The organism is Aeromonas intestinalis (genome assembly GCF_054052485.1).
The window spans coordinates 95,576-111,238 of the sequence record NZ_JBSTYK010000003.1; the positions used below are offsets into that span (position 1 = coordinate 95,576).

The 15,663-nt window shown below is 62.3% G+C and carries 13 protein-coding genes; 2 read left to right on the forward strand and 11 right to left on the reverse strand.

Going from position 1 to position 15,663, the window contains the following annotated elements:
- Window positions 1-12: 12 nt before the first annotated feature.
- Complete coding sequence (gene purL, locus ACW5W7_RS04780; protein WP_456500930.1) at window positions 13-3,906, reverse strand: phosphoribosylformylglycinamidine synthase; 3,894 nt, start codon at window positions 3,904-3,906, stop codon at window positions 13-15.
- A gap of 149 nt (window positions 3,907-4,055) precedes the next feature.
- Here purL and mltF point away from each other — a divergent pair, with 149 nt between their 5' ends.
- The gene (mltF, locus tag ACW5W7_RS04785) at window positions 4,056-5,561 is read left to right on the forward strand and encodes a membrane-bound lytic murein transglycosylase MltF (protein ID WP_456500931.1); all 1,506 of its coding nucleotides are present in this window, start codon (window positions 4,056-4,058) and stop codon (window positions 5,559-5,561) included.
- A gap of 166 nt (window positions 5,562-5,727) precedes the next feature.
- Window positions 5,728-5,871, forward strand: coding sequence for a hypothetical protein (locus ACW5W7_RS04790; protein WP_349918069.1), 144 nt, complete (start codon window positions 5,728-5,730; stop codon window positions 5,869-5,871).
- A gap of 32 nt (window positions 5,872-5,903) precedes the next feature.
- Here ACW5W7_RS04790 and ACW5W7_RS04795 read toward each other — a convergent pair whose 3' ends face one another.
- The 10 genes from ACW5W7_RS04795 to ndk form a co-directional block, all read right to left on the reverse strand.
- Window positions 5,904-6,134: a zinc ribbon domain-containing protein gene (locus ACW5W7_RS04795; protein ID WP_456500932.1), complete on the reverse strand. Its 231-nt coding sequence runs from the start codon at window positions 6,132-6,134 to the stop codon at window positions 5,904-5,906.
- A gap of 95 nt (window positions 6,135-6,229) precedes the next feature.
- The gene (gene der / locus ACW5W7_RS04800) at window positions 6,230-7,738 is read right to left on the reverse strand and encodes a ribosome biogenesis GTPase Der (RefSeq protein WP_349918071.1); all 1,509 of its coding nucleotides are present in this window, start codon (window positions 7,736-7,738) and stop codon (window positions 6,230-6,232) included.
- A 74-nt stretch (window positions 7,739-7,812) separates the two neighbouring features.
- The gene (bamB, locus tag ACW5W7_RS04805; RefSeq protein ID WP_349918073.1) at window positions 7,813-8,997 is read right to left on the reverse strand and encodes an outer membrane protein assembly factor BamB; all 1,185 of its coding nucleotides are present in this window, start codon (window positions 8,995-8,997) and stop codon (window positions 7,813-7,815) included.
- A complete protein-coding gene (locus ACW5W7_RS04810) occupies window positions 8,990-9,640 on the reverse strand; it encodes a YfgM family protein (RefSeq protein WP_456500933.1) in 651 nt (216 codons plus the stop codon). Before ACW5W7_RS04810 ends, bamB begins: the two co-directional genes overlap by 8 nt.
- Before the next feature lie 3 nt (window positions 9,641-9,643).
- Window positions 9,644-10,921 carry a histidine--tRNA ligase gene (gene hisS, locus ACW5W7_RS04815; protein ID WP_349918075.1) on the reverse strand — a complete coding sequence of 426 codons (1,278 nt, stop codon included), beginning with the start codon at window positions 10,919-10,921 and terminating at the stop codon, window positions 9,644-9,646.
- Window positions 10,922-11,073: 152 nt separating this feature from the next.
- Complete coding sequence (ispG, locus tag ACW5W7_RS04820) at window positions 11,074-12,189, reverse strand: flavodoxin-dependent (E)-4-hydroxy-3-methylbut-2-enyl-diphosphate synthase (protein ID WP_349918077.1); 1,116 nt, start codon at window positions 12,187-12,189, stop codon at window positions 11,074-11,076.
- A gap of 10 nt (window positions 12,190-12,199) precedes the next feature.
- Window positions 12,200-13,153, reverse strand: coding sequence for a cytoskeleton protein RodZ (rodZ, locus tag ACW5W7_RS04825; RefSeq protein ID WP_456500934.1), 954 nt, complete (start codon window positions 13,151-13,153; stop codon window positions 12,200-12,202).
- A complete protein-coding gene (tapF, locus tag ACW5W7_RS04830; protein ID WP_349918079.1) occupies window positions 13,143-13,934 on the reverse strand; it encodes a PilW family type IVa pilus biogenesis/stability lipoprotein TapF in 792 nt (263 codons plus the stop codon). Before tapF ends, rodZ begins: the two co-directional genes overlap by 11 nt.
- 11 nt (window positions 13,935-13,945) lie before the next feature.
- Window positions 13,946-15,049 (reverse strand): bifunctional tRNA (adenosine(37)-C2)-methyltransferase TrmG/ribosomal RNA large subunit methyltransferase RlmN, encoded by a 1,104-nt coding sequence (locus tag ACW5W7_RS04835; protein ID WP_349918081.1) that lies wholly within the window; start codon window positions 15,047-15,049, stop codon window positions 13,946-13,948.
- A 167-nt stretch (window positions 15,050-15,216) separates the two neighbouring features.
- On the reverse strand, window positions 15,217-15,645 hold the full coding sequence (gene ndk / locus ACW5W7_RS04840) for a nucleoside-diphosphate kinase (RefSeq protein WP_456500935.1): 429 nt from the start codon (window positions 15,643-15,645) through the stop codon (window positions 15,217-15,219).
- Window positions 15,646-15,663: the final 18 nt, after the last annotated feature.

The following is a 15,663-nucleotide window of genomic DNA, read 5'->3' on the forward strand; positions in this document are numbered from 1 at the left end:
ATAAGCCAGAGCTTAACCCAGACGCACGCGGGCGTTGCGGAACATCCGCATCCAGGCGCCATCCTCGCCCCAGTTGTCCGGGTGCCAGGAGTTTGCCACGGTGCGGAACACCCGCTCCGGGTGCGGCATCATGATGGTGGCGCGGCCATCCACCGTGGTGACGGCGCAGATGCCGTCCGGCGAGCCGTTCGGGTTGGCCGGGTACTGCTCGGTCACCTGACCGCGGTTGTCGACGAAGCGCAGACCCACCAGGGCGCTCTGTTGCAGCGCACTCAGGTGGGCGGCATCACGCACCTCCACCCGGCCTTCCCCATGGGAGACGGCGATGGGCATGACGGAGCCCTGCATGCCGGCGAAGAAGGCGGACGGAGAGTCCTGCACTTCCACCAGGCTGAAGCGCGCCTCGAAGCGCTCGGAGCGGTTGCGCACGAAGCGCGGCCACAGCTCTGCCCCCGGGATGAGGTCACGCAGGTTGGACATCATCTGGCAACCGTTGCACACCCCAAGAGACAGCGTATCGCCGCGCTCGAAGAAGCGCTGGAACTGCTCCCGGGCACCGTCGTTGAACAGGATGGACTTGGCCCAGCCCTCGCCCGCTCCCAGCACGTCACCGTAGGAGAAGCCACCACAGGCCACCAGGCTCTGGAAATCATCCAGCTTGATGCGCCCGGCGAGGATGTCGCTCATGTGTACGTCGACGGCGGTGAAACCGGCGCGATCGAAGGCGGCGGCCATCTCCACGTGGGAGTTGACCCCCTGCTCGCGCAGCACCGCCAGACGGGGAGAGATCCCACGGGCGATATAGGGCGCGGCCACATCTTCGGACGGGTTGTAGGTCAGCCTGGCCTGCAGACCCGGATCGGTGGCGTCCTGACGGGCGGCGTGCTCGCTGTCCGCACATTCCGGGTTGTCCCGCAGGCGCTGCATCTGCCAGCTGGTCTCGCCCCAGAGGGTACGAAGGGCGGTGCGGCTGGCGCGATAGACTTCCTGACCTGCGCGCTGGAACAGGATGAAGTCATCTTCCCGCACGGTGCCGAGCACGTGGGAGCAGGCGGCCAGACCGTGGCCCGCCAGCAGGGTCAGCACGGCCTCCTTGTCTTCACGGCGGATCTGGATGACGGCACCCAGCTCCTCGTTGAACAGGGCCGGCAGCAGGTCGCCACCGATGCGGTCGAGCTGGATATCGAGGCCGCAGTGACCGGCGAAGGCCATCTCGGTCAGGGTGACGAAGAGGCCACCGTCGGATCGGTCGTGATAGGCGATGAGCTTTCTGTCCGCCACCAGCGCCTGGATGGCGTTGAAGAAGCCCTTGAGCTGCACCGGGTTGTCGAGATCCGGCGCGCTGTCGCCCAGTTGGCGATAGACCTGGGCCAGGGCCGAGGCGCCGAGGCGCTGCTTGCCGTTGCCAAGGTCAATCAGGATGAGGTCGGTCTCACCGAGATCGGTGCGCAGTTGCGGGGTGACGGTGTTGCGCACGTCTTCCACTCGGGCGAAGGCGCTGATGAGCAGAGAGAGCGGCGAGGTGACGCTGTGATCCACCCCATCCTGCTGCCAGCGGGTCTTCATGGACATGGAGTCCTTGCCCACCGGGATGGTGATGCCGAGGGCCGGGCAGAGCTCCTCCCCCACCGCCTTGACCGCTTCGTAGAGGCCGGCATCTTCGCCGGGGTGACCGGCTGCGGCCATCCAGTTGGCGGAGAGCTTGACCCGCTTGAGCGACCCGATGTGGGCAGGGGCCAGGTTGGTCAGGGCCTCGGCCACCGCCATGCGAGCGGAGGCGGCGTGGGAGAGCAGCGCCACCGGGGTGCGCTCGCCCATGGACATGGCTTCGCCGTGATAGCCGTCATAGGTGGCGGCGGTGACGGCGCAATCGGCCACCGGGATCTGCCAGGGGCCGACCATCTGGTCGCGGTTCACCAGACCCGTCACCGAGCGATCGCCGATGGTGATGAGGAAGGACTTCTCCGCCACCGTCGGCAGACGCAGCACCCGCTCGGCGGCCTCGCTCAAGGTCACGCCATCCAGTTGCAGCGCCTTGCCCTGGGCGGGCAGGCTGGCGACGTCGCGGTGCATCTTGGGGGCCTTGCCGAGCAGCACGTCCAGCGGCAAATCGATGGGCTGGTTGTCAAAGTGCGCATCAGAGAGGGTGAGATGCTTCTCTTCGGTGGCGCTGCCGATCACCGCATAGGGGGCACGCTCGCGCTCGCACAGAGCCTTGAACAGGGGCAGCTTGTCCTGAGCCACCGCCAGCACGTAGCGCTCCTGGGATTCGTTGCACCAGATTTCGAGCGGGCTCATGCCCGGCTCGTCGCTCGCGATGGCGCGCAGGTCGAACTTGCCGCCGCGCTCGCCGTCATTGACCAGTTCGGGCATGGCGTTGGAGAGGCCGCCGGCACCCACATCGTGGATGAAGACGATGGGGTTGTCATCGCCAAGCTGCCAGCAGCGGTCGATCACCTCCTGACAACGGCGCTCCATCTCGGGGTTGTCCCGCTGCACGGAGGCAAAATCCAGATCCTCGGCGGACTGGCCGGAGGCCATGGACGATGCCGCGCCGCCACCCAGGCCGATGTTCATGGCCGGGCCACCCAGCACGATGAGGGCGGAGCCGACCGGGATCTCACCCTTCTGCACGTGTTCGGTGCGGATGTTGCCGATCCCGCCCGCCAGCATGATGGGCTTGTGATAGCCGCGCACTTCGACGCCGTTGTGGCTCGGTACCTGCTCTTCGAAGGTACGGAAGTAACCCAGGATGGCCGGACGACCGAACTCATTGTTGAAGGCGGCGCCGCCAAGGGGGCCTTCCTGCATGATGTCAAAAGCGCTGACGATGCGGCTCGGCTTGCCGAAATCCTGCTCCCAGGGCTGCTCGAAACCGGGGATGCGCAAGTTGGAGACGGAGAAGCCCACCAGACCTGCCTTGGGCTTGGCGCCACGGCCGGTCGCCCCCTCGTCGCGAATTTCACCACCAGAGCCGGTCGCGGCCCCCGGGAAGGGAGAAATGGCGGTCGGGTGGTTGTGGGTCTCCACCTTCATCAGGATGTCGACCCGCTCCTGGTGGTACTGGTACTCACCGCTGGCGGGGCTCGGGAAGAAGCGGCCACCGTCGCTGCCTTCCATTACGGCGGCGTTGTCTTTGTAGGCAGACAGGACATGGTCCGGCGTCTGCTCGAAGGTGTTCTTGATCATCTTGAACAGCGACTTGGGCTGTTGCTCGCCGTCGATGGTCCAGTCGGCGTTGAAGATCTTGTGACGGCAGTGCTCGGAGTTCGCCTGGGCAAACATGTAGAGCTCGATGTCGTTGGGGTTGCGACCAAGCCGGGTGAAGTTCTCGACCAGATAGTCGATCTCGTCCTCGGCCAGCGCCAGGCCAAGGGCGATGTTGGCAGAGGCCAGGGCGGCGCGGCCGCCACCCAGTACATCCACCTGGGTGAAGGGGCGCGGCTCGTGGTGAGCAAACAGGGCAGCCGCCTCGGTCAGCTCGCCAAACACCACTTCCATCATGCGATCGTGCAGCAGGGCGGCGACCTCATCACGCTGGGCCGCCGTCAGTTCACCCTTGGGTTGCAGATAATAGGCAATGCCGCGCTCCAGCCGCTTGACCTGGGTCAGGCCACAGTTGTGGGCGATGTCGGTTGCTTTGGAAGACCAGGGGGAGATAGTGCCGGGACGGGGGGTAACGAGGAATAACTGACCGCTTGGGGTGTGTTCTGGGATGGTCGGGCCGTAGCGCAGGAGCTGGCCCAAGGTCGCTCGCTCGGGGGGCGACAGGGGGCTCGACAGCTCGGCGAAGTGCACATATTCGGCATAGACGCTCTCTATCTCTACTCCTCTCTGCACGCAGCTTTGCAGCAGCTTGTGGACACGAAACTCAGACAGTGCTGGGGCACCACGCAAGATTTCCATATACCTTTCTCACCAAGTTTTAGAGTGTGGGGGGATTTGAGACGCGCGTATTATAGGGATCAGGCCCACCACGGACAAACGTTTTTCTCATCGCGAGCGATGTGACTCCCTCCACACTCTCTGGTATAAAGGAGCCTCTTTTTTGACAAGTGCCGATTTTTTCAACAAGGGTACTCACCTACTTGCGCTGCATTTTTCGACTGTTCATCGGGATGTTGTTGGCCCTGGCCTTGGCCGGTTGTGACTTCTACTCCCCCTCCAGCCAGCTGGAGCAGATCCGCCAACGGGGCGAGATCCGGGTTGGCACCCTCTATGGCCCCACCTCCTATTACCAGCGAGACGACATCGCCCAGGGCTTTGACTACGAGCTCGCGCAGCACTATGCCGACTGGCTGGGGGTCAAACTGACCATCATCCCCGCCTACAGCACCGCCGAGCTCGTCGAGATGCTGGAGAAGGGAAAACTCGATCTCGCCGCCGCCGCCATCGTGGTGACGCCGGAGCGGCGCAAGCTGTTTCGCTTCGGCCCGGGCTTCTACCAGGTCGCCCCCAAACTGGTCTATCGCAATGGCTCCCCCAGGCCCAAGGATCTCGGCGATCTCAAGGGCCACATCGTGGTGCCCGCCGGCTCCACCGGCGAGGATCTGATGAAGGAGATCGCCAAGCAGCACCCCGATCTCGACTGGAGCATCAACCGGGATGCGGACGTGGAAGAGCTGCTCAAGCAGGTGGCGGATGGCGAAGTGGACTACACTGTGGTGCAGGACACCGTGCTGGCCCGTACCCAGCGTTACTACCCCGAGCTCACCGAAGGGATGACGCTGGCCAAGAAGCAGGCCGTGGCCTGGGCCATGACCAAGCTGCCGGACGACAGCCTCTACGCCAGCGTCATCGACTTCTTCGGCCAGCGTTTCATGGATGGCTCCATCGCCAAGCTGGACGAGAAGTATTTCGGCCACGTGCAGAATTTCGACTTCGTCGACACCCGCACCTTCCTGCAACGGGCCAAGAGCCTGCTGCCCAAGTACCAGCCGCTGTTCCAGGCCCATGCCAAGGATATCGTCGACTGGCGGTTGCTGGCGGCCATCAGCTATCAGGAATCCCACTGGGACCCTCAGGCGCGCTCCTACACCGGGGTGCGCGGCATGATGATGCTGACCGGCCCCACCGCCAAGGCCATGGGGGTCAGCGATCGCCTGCACCCGGAGCAGAGCATCAAGGGGGGCGCCCGCTATCTGCAGGAGATGATGGAGAAGGTGCCGGACTCGGTGCCGGAGGATGAGAAGGTCTGGTTTGCCCTCACCGCCTACAACATCGGCTACGGCCACATGATGGATGCCCGCCGGCTGACCAAACAGCAGGGCAAAAACCCCGATGCCTGGAGCGACGTGAAAGAGATATTGCCCCTGCTGCAGCAGGCCCGCTGGCATCGCAAGGTGCGCTACGGCTACGCCCGCGGCGGCGAGGCCCGAAACTACGTCAACAACGTGCGCCAGTATTACCAGAGCCTGCTCTGGCTCGACAACGAGCAGCAGAAGGCACAGCGGCGCGAAGCCCAGGGAGAGGATGATGGCAGCGAACCGGCAACCCCGGTGGCCAGCGCGGAACGCCCCACCATCATCGCTGAGGTGGTCAAGCAGATCATCGCCCCCTGACAGAAGAGTCTGGTGTGTTTTCCGGCGTGATTCTCTGTTAACATCCTCACTGTAAAAGGCTTGTTAAAACACCCGTTATCCCAGTTTATTCATCTGCTTGTGATATCCATGGGGACGAGTGACAAGCCATGCCAGAGACACTGGACGAGCAGACAGGAGAAACCAGATGCGAGCCCGAAAAAGATTGCTGGTCAAGAAGACCAAGAGCGCCTGGAGCCCCAGACGAAAACTCAGACTCAATGACATGAAGCGCAAGATATGGCGCAGGAACCGCTCCTTCACCCTGCTGATTGCGGAGCACACAGAATAAACCCGGCCAAGGCCGGGTTTTTTAATGGCGGTTCATGACGCGAGCGGCGTCAACGCGAACTGCACCGCCCGCTTGGAAACCAGTGTATTGCAGTGGTTGCAGAAGTAATCCACGGCGCCGCACGCCTTGAGGCGCTCAAGCTCCTGCTGGCAGGTGGGGCACAGGGCCCGCACCCGATAGGCGGCCTGACACTGGGAACACTGGGTCTGGTGACTGCGGCTGTCCAGCCCGCTGCCGCAGGCCGGACACATCAAGGGGTTCATGGTGGACTCCTCGTCATGATCAGGGTCTGAACAGTTCAACTGCCCTCTCCCGGCATTTAAAAAAGAAACGGCTGCCAGAGGCAGCCGTTGCAGCGTTATTTCTTGGACTTGGTGCGCGCCTTCAGCAGGCGATCCCGTTGCCGTTCCTGACTCAGGGTCAGGTTGTTCTTCTTGCCCTCGAACGGGTTCACCGACTCCTGGAACTCGACCCGGATCGGGGTACCCATGATCTTCAGGGACTTGCGGAAGTAGTTGATGAGATACCGCTTGTAGGAGTCCGGCAGATCGTTCAACTGGTTGCCGTGAATGACGATGCGCGGCGGGTTGTAGCCACCGGCGTGGGCATACTTCAGCTTGACCCGGCGACCGTTCACCATGGGCGGCTGGTGATCTTCCTGGGCCATCTGCATGATGCGGGTCAGCATGGCGGTGCTGGTACGGCGAGTGGCGGACTGGTACGCCTCCTGGATGGATTCGAACAGGTGGCCGACACCGCTGCCGTGCAGGGCGGAGATGAAGTGCACCCGGGCGAAGTCGATGAAACCGAGGCGGCGGTCCAGCTCGTTCTTCACATCTTCCTTCACCTTCTGATCCAGGCCGTCCCACTTGTTCACCACCAGTACCACGGAGCGGCCGGAGTTGAGCACGAAGCCCAGGATGCTCAAGTCCTGATCCGTGATGGTCTCGCGGGCGTCGATCACCAGCAGGCAGACGTTGGCGTCTTCGATGGCCTTGAGGGTCTTGATGACGGAGAACTTCTCCACCGTCTCGTGCACCTTGCCACGGCGACGGACACCTGCGGTGTCGATGACCACGTACTTCTGCTCGTCGCGCTCCATGGGAATGTAGACGGAGTCGCGGGTGGTGCCCGGCATGTCGTAGACGATGACCCGATCTTCCCCCAGCAGGCGGTTGGTCAGGGTCGACTTGCCCACGTTGGGGCGACCGACGATGGCGAACTTGATGGGCAAGTCGGCGAACGGGGTCTCCTTGGTGTCTTCCTTGGTATCCAGCTCACCGGCAGCCACCATGCGCAGCAGGGCCTCTTCGTCGAAGTCCTCGTCCAGCTCATCCTGCGCCTCGACATCGGTGCCGGCGGCTTTGAGCAGCTCTTCCAGATGGGGCGCAAGCGCCAGCTCCAGCAGGCTCAGTACGCCACGACCGTGGGCGGCCGCCATCTGGTACACCTCGCCCAGCGCCAGGCCGTAGAACTCGGAGACGGCGGAGTCGCCATCGATGCCGTCGGTCTTGTTGGCGACCAGGAACACCTTCTTGTGGGTCTTGCGCAGGTGCTCGGCGATGGCCTGATCCGCAGCGGTCAAACCGGCACGGGCATCCACCATGAACAGCACCACATCGGCTTCTTCGATGGCCAGCAGGGACTGCTCGGCCATCTTCAGCTCGATCCCCTCCTCGGTGCCATCGATACCGCCGGTATCGACCACGATAAATTCCAGCTCGCCCAGCTTCGCCTGGCCGTATTTGCGGTCCCGGGTCAGGCCGGGGAAGTCGGCGACCAGGGCGTCCCGGGTACGGGTCAGGCGGTTAAACAGGGTGGATTTCCCCACGTTGGGGCGGCCCACCAGGGCAACTACAGGAGTCATAAAAGCCTCATTCTCAAGACGACAAAGGCTCCGGGTCCGAAGACCAGGAGCCGGATATTCACATTGACGGGTGATCAGGGACGCTGCAAGGCGTACAACTTGCCACCACGGCTCTGCACATACAGGGTGTCACCGTCCACCAGGGGGGCGGCATAGAGACCACTGCTGTCGAGCTGCTGCATGGCCTTGATGGACCCATCGGTACGATCCAGCCAATACAGGTAACCTTCCACATCGCCGACCACCACATAGTCACCCAGGATGACGGGGGCAGTCACGGTGCGGTTTTCGAGCTGGGTGTTGGACCACAGCTCCAGACCGTTGCGACGGTCCACCGCGAACAGGTGGCTGCGGCTGTCGGTCAGCACGATGGCATTGCCGGTCACCGCCAGATCGCGATAGCCGGAATACTTGCGCTTCCACACCTCGTCGCCACTCATCAGCTTGCGGGCCATCAACTGGCCATTGTAGGCGATGGCATAGAGCTCATCACCGGCGATGAGGGGGGTAGCATCCACGTCCACCATGCGATCCAGCTCGGTCGCACCGCGGGGATCCGCCACCTTGGACTGACGCACCGGCTGACCGTTGCTCAGCAGGGCGATGCCCACCTTGCCATCGGCGCGGCCGTAGAGCACGGCACCGTTGGTGATGACAGGGGCACCGGCGCTGCGCAGGGTCAGCGGCGGTTGTTCTTCGGACAGGGTCCACTGCTGCTTGCCCTCATCGGTATCGAGGGCAATCAGGCGGCCTGAGGTCGTCAACACCACCACGCGGCCATCTTCCACCGCCGGACTCGCCACCACTTCACCAGGCACATTGGTCTGCCACAGCACTTCCCCGTCCGTCTCGTTCAGGGCGTAGACCACCCCGTTCTCGGAACCGAGGAACAGCTTGCCGTAGCGGGACACCAGGCCACCGGAGAGGCGGGCGCTGCGCTTGTCGGCGTTGATGGGCAGATCCGCCAGATCCACGCTCCACAGCACCTTGCCCGTGTTGCGATCGAAGGCGGTCACGTCACCGTCACGGGCGGCGGCATAGATGTGATCTTCTTCCACCACCGGCTTGAGCTGGGAGTAGAAGTCGCCGATGCCATCCCCGACGGAGGAGGACCACTGAGTATCCGCAGTGAAGGCCGATTCCACCACCGGCAGCGGCGCCATCGGGGTCAGATCCTCTTCCGAGCTGAACAGGGAGCACCCCTGCAGGGCCAGGGAGACAGCCGCCCCCAGCGCCAGTCGTTTGTACAGATTACGCATCCGGAGCCTCACCCGTGGTCACCGCTGGCAACGCCAGATCGTCCATCTTCAGCTTGAGCTCGCTGCTCGCCTGCAGGCCACCGGCATCCGCTGCCGCCTGATAGGCATCGCGGGCCTCTTCCGGCTTGCCCTGCTTGAGCAGCACATCGCCACGAGCTTCGGCCACCTGGGCCTTGAAGGCCTCGTTGTCGATCTTGGCGAGCTGGGTCAGGGCTTCGTCGGCCTTGCCCTGCTCGTTGAGCACCCGGGCCAGCCGCAGGGCGGCGATGGGACGGATGGCGTCGTCACCGTTGATGGCGACCTCGGTCAGCTGCTGGGCAGCGAGATCCAGCTGGTTGGCCTTGACCGCGGCAGCGGCCAGCTCCAGGGCTGCGAGATCGGCGTAAGAGTCGCCCTTGTGGGCGCTGATGAAGCTCTTCGCCTGCTCGATAGCCGCAGCATCACCCTTGGCGAGCTGGGCCGTCATGGTGTTGTAAGCCGAGGAGGCGGCCTCCTGGTTGGCCAGCTGATGCTCGTTGTAATAGCGCCAGCCAAACAGCCCCACCAGACCGATCACGGTCCCGGCGAGTACCGAGGTCCCGTTCTCTTTCCACCAGCTCTTGATGACCTCAACCTGTTGTTCTTCGGTGGTATAAACTTCCACAGCTTACTCTCCTTTAGCTGCCAGCAGGGCGATGGCGGCATCGACCTTGAGGGTCTGTTGCTCGGCCTGGCCACGCAGATACTTGATGGTGATCTCCCCGTTTTGCACCTCGGTCTCACCGAGGATCAGGGCAATGGCCGCGCCGCTCTTGTCGGCACGCTTGAGTTGTTTCTTGAAGTTGCCACCACCGCAGTGGCTCATCAGACGCAAGGAAGGCAAGGCGTCACGCAGCCGCTCGGCGAGCTGGAAGCCAGCCTGCTCGGCCTGCTCACCCACCATGGCGAGATAGACATCCACCGCCGGGCGAATGTCGCCGTTGAGCTCCAGGGTTTCGAGCATCAACACCAGACGCTCCATCCCCATGGCAAAGCCTACCGCCGGGGTCGGTTGACCGCCGAGCTGTTCCACCAGGCCATCGTAACGGCCACCGGCGCAGACGGTGCCCTGGGCACCCAGACTGTTGGTGACCCACTCGAACACGGTCAGGTTGTAGTAGTCAAGGCCGCGCACCAGACGCTCGTTCACCTCGAACTGGATACCGGCGGCAGTGAGCAGACGCTTGAGGCCCTCGAAGTGTGCCAGGCTCTCCTCCCCCAGGTGATCGAACAGGCGCGGCGCCCCCACAAGAATGGCCTGGACTGTTTCGTCCTTGGAGTCGAGCACCCGCAGCGGATTGCTGTACATGCGGCGCTGGCTCTCTTCGTCCAGCTGATCCTTGTACTGCTCCAGGTAGGCGACCAGGGCATCGCGGTAAGCGGCGCGCTCGCTGCTCTGACCCAGGGTATTGAGCTGCAGGGTCACGTGATCCTGGATGCCGAACAGGCGCCACAGGCGGTGGGTCAGCATGATGAGCTCGGCGTCGATATCCGGCCCGTTGATGCCAAACAGTTCGACCCCGAACTGATGGAACTGGCGATAACGGCCCTTCTGGGGACGCTCATGACGGAACATGGGACCCATGTACCACATCCGGCGTTCCTGGTTATACAGCAGGCCGTGCTCGATACCGGCCCGCACACAGCTGGCGGTGCCTTCGGGGCGCAGGCTCAGGCTGTCGCCGTTGCGATCCTCGAAGGTGTACATCTCTTTTTCGACCACATCGGTCACTTCACCGATGGCGCGTTTGAACAGATGAGTCTGTTCGACGATGGGCATGCGCACTTCGCTGTAGCCATAGCTGGCCACGACCTGGCGCAGGATCTGTTCCACTTTCTGCCATACCGGGCTCTGCTCCGGCAGGCAATCATTCATACCGCGAATTGCTTGGATCTGTTTTGCCACGTTGCTACTCGAGAAAAAGACGTGAATTTGGGCCGCATTATAGGGATTTTCGACCCCGAGGTAAAATCAGGGTGCCCGGATGCGGGGTGTAAAATCAACTACCTAAAGCCGGGGCCACCTCAGGTGGCCCCACTTTGCAACACGTTGGTGAGTCAACCCTTGTCCAGCGGGATCTGGTTGGCCGGATCCAGCATGGCCGCCCGGGCGCGAATGCGGCGCTCCAGCACGGGGATGAGATCCTGGTTGCTGAGCCGGTCGACCCGCTGGCCTCCCTCGTAGAAGGCACTCTTGTTGGCCGCCCCGGCCAGGCCGAGATCGGAGACCAGCGCCTCGCCGGGACCATTGACCACACAACCGATGATGGAGACATCCATGGGGGTGATGATGTCTTCCAGCCGCTCTTCCAGGGCGTTGACCGTGCCTATCACGTCGAACTCCTGACGGGAGCAGGAGGGACAGGCGATGAAGTTGATGCCGCGGGCGCGAATGCGCAGGGATTTCAAGATATCAAAGCCCACCTTCACCTCCTCCACCGGATCGGCGGCCAGGGAGATGCGCAGGGTGTCACCGATGCCTTCACTCAGCAGCATGCCAAGGCCGATGGCGGACTTGACCGCGCCGGCGCGAAAGCCGCCCGCCTCGGTGATGCCAAGGTGCAGGGGCTGATCGATCTGCTTGGCCAGCAGACGATAGGCACCGACCGCCAGGAAGACGTCGGAAGCCTTGACGCTGACCTTGAAGTTGTCGAAGTTGAGGCGATCCAGGTAGTCCACGTGGCGCATGGCCGACTCGAGCAAGGCCTCCGGAGTCGGCTCGCCGTATTTCTCCTGGATGTCCCGCTCCAGTGAGCCACCGTTGACCCCGATGCGGATCGGAATGTTGTAGTGGCGGGCACAGTCGACCACGGCGCGCACCCGCTCCTCGTTGCCGATGTTGCCCGGATTGATGCGCAGGCAGTCGGCACCGTACTCCGCCACTTTCAGGGCGATACGGTAGTCGAAGTGGATGTCGGCGACGATGGGGATATTGGTCTGCTGCTTGATGAGCTTGAAGGCTTCCGCCGCCTCCATGGTCGGCACCGAGACCCGGACGATATCCGCCCCCACCCGCTCGATCCGTTGGATCTGCTCGACGGTGGCGGCCACGTCCGTGGTCTTGGTGTTGGTCATGGTCTGGACCGTGATGGGGGCATCGCCCCCAACCGGCACCTTGCCGACCATGATCTGCTTGGATTTGCGGCGAATAATCGGGGATTCGTGAGCGGACATGACGGACTGATTACTCCTGCGGCAGTGAGAAGCGAGCAGTCCGGCCGTTGTTGTAACGGCTCATGTCGAAGGACTTGCCCTTGTATTCGAGATTGACCGCCATGGGCGCGCCAATGATGAATTTGAGTGGCTCGGGTCCTTCCAGCACCAGTTCGTCATTCGCCTTCTTCAGACCGCTGAACAGGGTCTTGCCGTTGGCATCCTTGACATCCAGCCAGCAGTCGGCGGTGAAGCTCAGCTTGAGTTGGGACACACCGGCCGACTCGATCGCGGCCTCGTCTGCGGGGGCCGTGGTCGCGGCTGCGGCTGGCACCACCTCAGTGCCCTGTGCGGCACTCGGTGCATTGCCCGCATCGGCCAGCACAGGATCCGTGGTGACGGCGCCGCTCACGGCGACATCGGTTACCTCGGTGCTTACCGCATCAGAGGCGGCGGGCAGCTCAGGGGCAGCCACATCCACGGTGGGAGGCGTGAGGCTGTCATTGGGGGCCTGTTCTGTTGCACTTATTTCGGTGGCGGCCAGGGCTTCTTCACCGGCGGAGCGACGGGCCGTACTCTGCCACCACCAGGCGATGGATAGCCCGATCAAGACCAGGATCACCAGCCAGGTCACGACCTTGAGCCGACTGTCGTTGGCTTGCTGGCGGGAGCGGCGGGAGAAGCTCTGCATGTCGATGTTGTCCGGCGGCGTCAGACCCAGCCGTTCGTAGGCCGAGAGAATGGTCTCTTCCGGGATCCCCACCAGCTTGGCATAGGCGCGCAGGTAGCCGCGAATGAAGGTGTGGGAGGTGTGCTTGTCGTAGGTATCCGCCTCGATGGCGGCGATCAGGGTCAGACGAAGGTGAATGCGGGACGCAACCTGCTCTCGCGTCCAGCCGAGCTGTTCACGGGCGTTGCGCAGCAGCTGGCCTGGGCCCACTGCCTGGGAGTCGTCTTGAGAATCGTGTGGCTGTTCAGTAGTCATTGGCTAAGTAACGCTTGGCTTGTTGCGAAGTGGGATATTGCCTTACCAGCTCAGTCCCGAATTGGTGAAGTAATGCCGGTTTGTCCATGGCCTGGGCCAGCCGCAGCCGGAGCCAGAGGCTCTCCTCGTTCTCTTCTGCCACATCGGCATAGCGCACGAGGTAAGACTGCACATCAGGCAGCTTGCCATCTTTCATGGAAAGCTCGGCCATGTCCAGCAATAACCTTGGATTGCGGGGATTATACCCCAAGGCCAGACGATAGTACTCGCCAGCCTTATCATTTCTATGATTTTGCAGTGAACAGAGCGCCGCATTCTCGTAGGTATCGGCGATCTTGACGTAATCCGGTTGGCTGACCGCCTGCAGGAATGCCTTGTCCGCCTCATCGAAGCGGCCACGGTTGCACAGGAAGGCACCGTAGTTGTTCATCGCGTCAGCATTGGACGGATCCATGGAGAGCGCCTTCTTGTAGCTCTCTTCGGCCGCCTTGAAATCTTCCACCTGCTGGTAGAAGTAGGCGAAGCCGATATAGACCTGAGGATTGCCGGGATCGTACTGGAGGGCGCGGTCGAGATTGAACTTTGCCTGTTCGGCATTGCCCTGGCGAAGATATTGGATACCCAGATCGAGGCGGGTCTGGGCAGCCGCCTTGAGATCGGGGCCCACCTCGCGCTGGGTCGAATTCTGGCCAGCGTAAGTGGTTTCGGTAACACAGCCGGGCAGCGCGCTGAGCGCTGCCACTATGATCAATGTACGGATATCCATTCCCTGACTATACAATGGCTTAGCGGTTAAACCATTTTGACGGAAATCCCATCCTGTTGCATCCGATTTTTCATGGTGCGCTTGGTGCGGTCAATCACCTCCCCCACCAGCTGGCCACAGGCCGCATCGATGTCATCCCCGCGGGTCTTGCGCACGATGACGGTCAGGTCATATTCCATCAGCACCTTGGAGAAACGGTCGATGCGACTGTTGCTCGGCTTGCCGAACGGGTTGCCCGGGAAGGGGTTGAACGGGATCAGGTTGATCTTGCAGGGGGTGTCTTTGAGTACCTTGGCCAGCTCATGGGCATGCTGCATGTCGTCATTGATATGATCGAGCAGCACATACTCCACGGTCACCCGACCGCCGTTGGCGTTGGATTTGGCCAGATAACGGCGTACCCCGGCGAGGAAGTCCTCGATGTTGTACTTGTCGTTGATCGGCATGATCTCGGAGCGCAGCTTGTCGTTCGGTGCGTGCAGGGAGATCGCCAGCGCCACGTCAATCTGGTCACCCAGCATGTCCAGAGCCGGTACCACGCCGGAGGTGGAGAGTGTCACGCGGCGCTTGGAGATGCTGAAACCGAAGTCATCCATCATCAGCTTCATGGCCGGTACCACGTTGGCGAGGTTGAGCAGCGGCTCACCCATACCCATCATCACCACGTTGGTGATGGGACGCTTGCCGCCCACGATCTTGGCGGCGCGCCAGACCTGGCCGATGATCTCGGAAACTTTCAGGTTGCGGTTGAAGCCTTGCTGAGCGGTGGAGCAGAAGGTACAGGCCAGGGCACAGCCCACCTGGGAAGAGACGCACAGGGTGGCGCGTTCCGCCTCGGGGATATAGACGGTTTCCACCTCCTGATCCCCCACCTGCATGGCCCACTTGATGGTGCCATCGGTGGAGCGCTGCTCGCGGCTCACCTCGGGGGCGCGGATCTCGGCGATGGTCTTGAGACGCTCGCGCAGCGCCTTGTTGACGTTGCTCATCTGATCGAAATCATCACAACCAAAGTGATAGATCCACTTCATTATCTGATCTGCCCGGAACGGCTTCTCGCCCAGTTCGACGAAGAAGGCACGCATGGCATCCCGATCGAGATCCAGCAGGTTGGTTTTTGTTGCGCTCATCAAGGGCCTCAGCTCACACACTTCATAAATTATTGGCTGACCGATGTCAGGGGGCGGCATTGTACAAATAATGGGTCTGGCTTTCCACCTGGAGAATAAGTGGATATGGCGCAAATGACCAAAAAACAAAAGGGAGCCGAGGCTCCCTTGATGATCTTGGGTGACAATCAGCCGCGGGGGCAGATTTCCCCTTCGGAGAAGAAGTAGGCGATTTCGCGGGCGGCAGAGGCCGGGGCGTCGGAGCCGTGGACGGCGTTGCGATCGATGCTTTCGGCGTAGCAGGAACGCAGGGTACCGGCCAGGGCCTCTTTCGGATTGGTGGCGCCCATGATCTCGCGATGACGACGAATCGCCTCTTCCCCTTCCAGCACCTGTACCATGACGGGGCCGGAAGTCATGAAGGCCACCAGGCCGTCATAGAAAGGCTTGCCCTGGTGCTCGGCGTAGAAACCGGCGGCTTGTTCGCTGGTCAGGTGCAGCATCTTGGCGGCGACGATTTTCAGACCGGCGCTCTCGAAGCGGCTGTAGATGGCGCCGATCAGGTTCTTGCTGACCGCATCCGGCTTGACGATAGAGAAGGTACGTTCGATAGCCATTGAGTTCTTTCCTTAACT

Coding starts and splice junctions, on each gene's coding strand:
- purL (WP_456500930.1), bottom strand. CDS start 3,906: ATGGAAATCTTGCGTGGTGCCCCAGCACTGTCTGAGTTTCGTGTCCAC.
- ACW5W7_RS04790 (WP_349918069.1), top strand. CDS start 5,728: ATGCGAGCCCGAAAAAGATTGCTGGTCAAGAAGACCAAGAGCGCCTGG.
- ACW5W7_RS04795 (WP_456500932.1), bottom strand. CDS start 6,134: ATGAACCCCTTGATGTGTCCGGCCTGCGGCAGCGGGCTGGACAGCCGC.
- der (WP_349918071.1), bottom strand. CDS start 7,738: ATGACTCCTGTAGTTGCCCTGGTGGGCCGCCCCAACGTGGGGAAATCC.
- bamB (WP_349918073.1), bottom strand. CDS start 8,997: ATGCGTAATCTGTACAAACGACTGGCGCTGGGGGCGGCTGTCTCCCTG.
- ispG (WP_349918077.1), bottom strand. CDS start 12,189: ATGTCCGCTCACGAATCCCCGATTATTCGCCGCAAATCCAAGCAGATC.
- rodZ (WP_456500934.1), bottom strand. CDS start 13,153: ATGACTACTGAACAGCCACACGATTCTCAAGACGACTCCCAGGCAGTG.
- ACW5W7_RS04835 (WP_349918081.1), bottom strand. CDS start 15,049: ATGAGCGCAACAAAAACCAACCTGCTGGATCTCGATCGGGATGCCATG.
- ndk (WP_456500935.1), bottom strand. CDS start 15,645: ATGGCTATCGAACGTACCTTCTCTATCGTCAAGCCGGATGCGGTCAGC.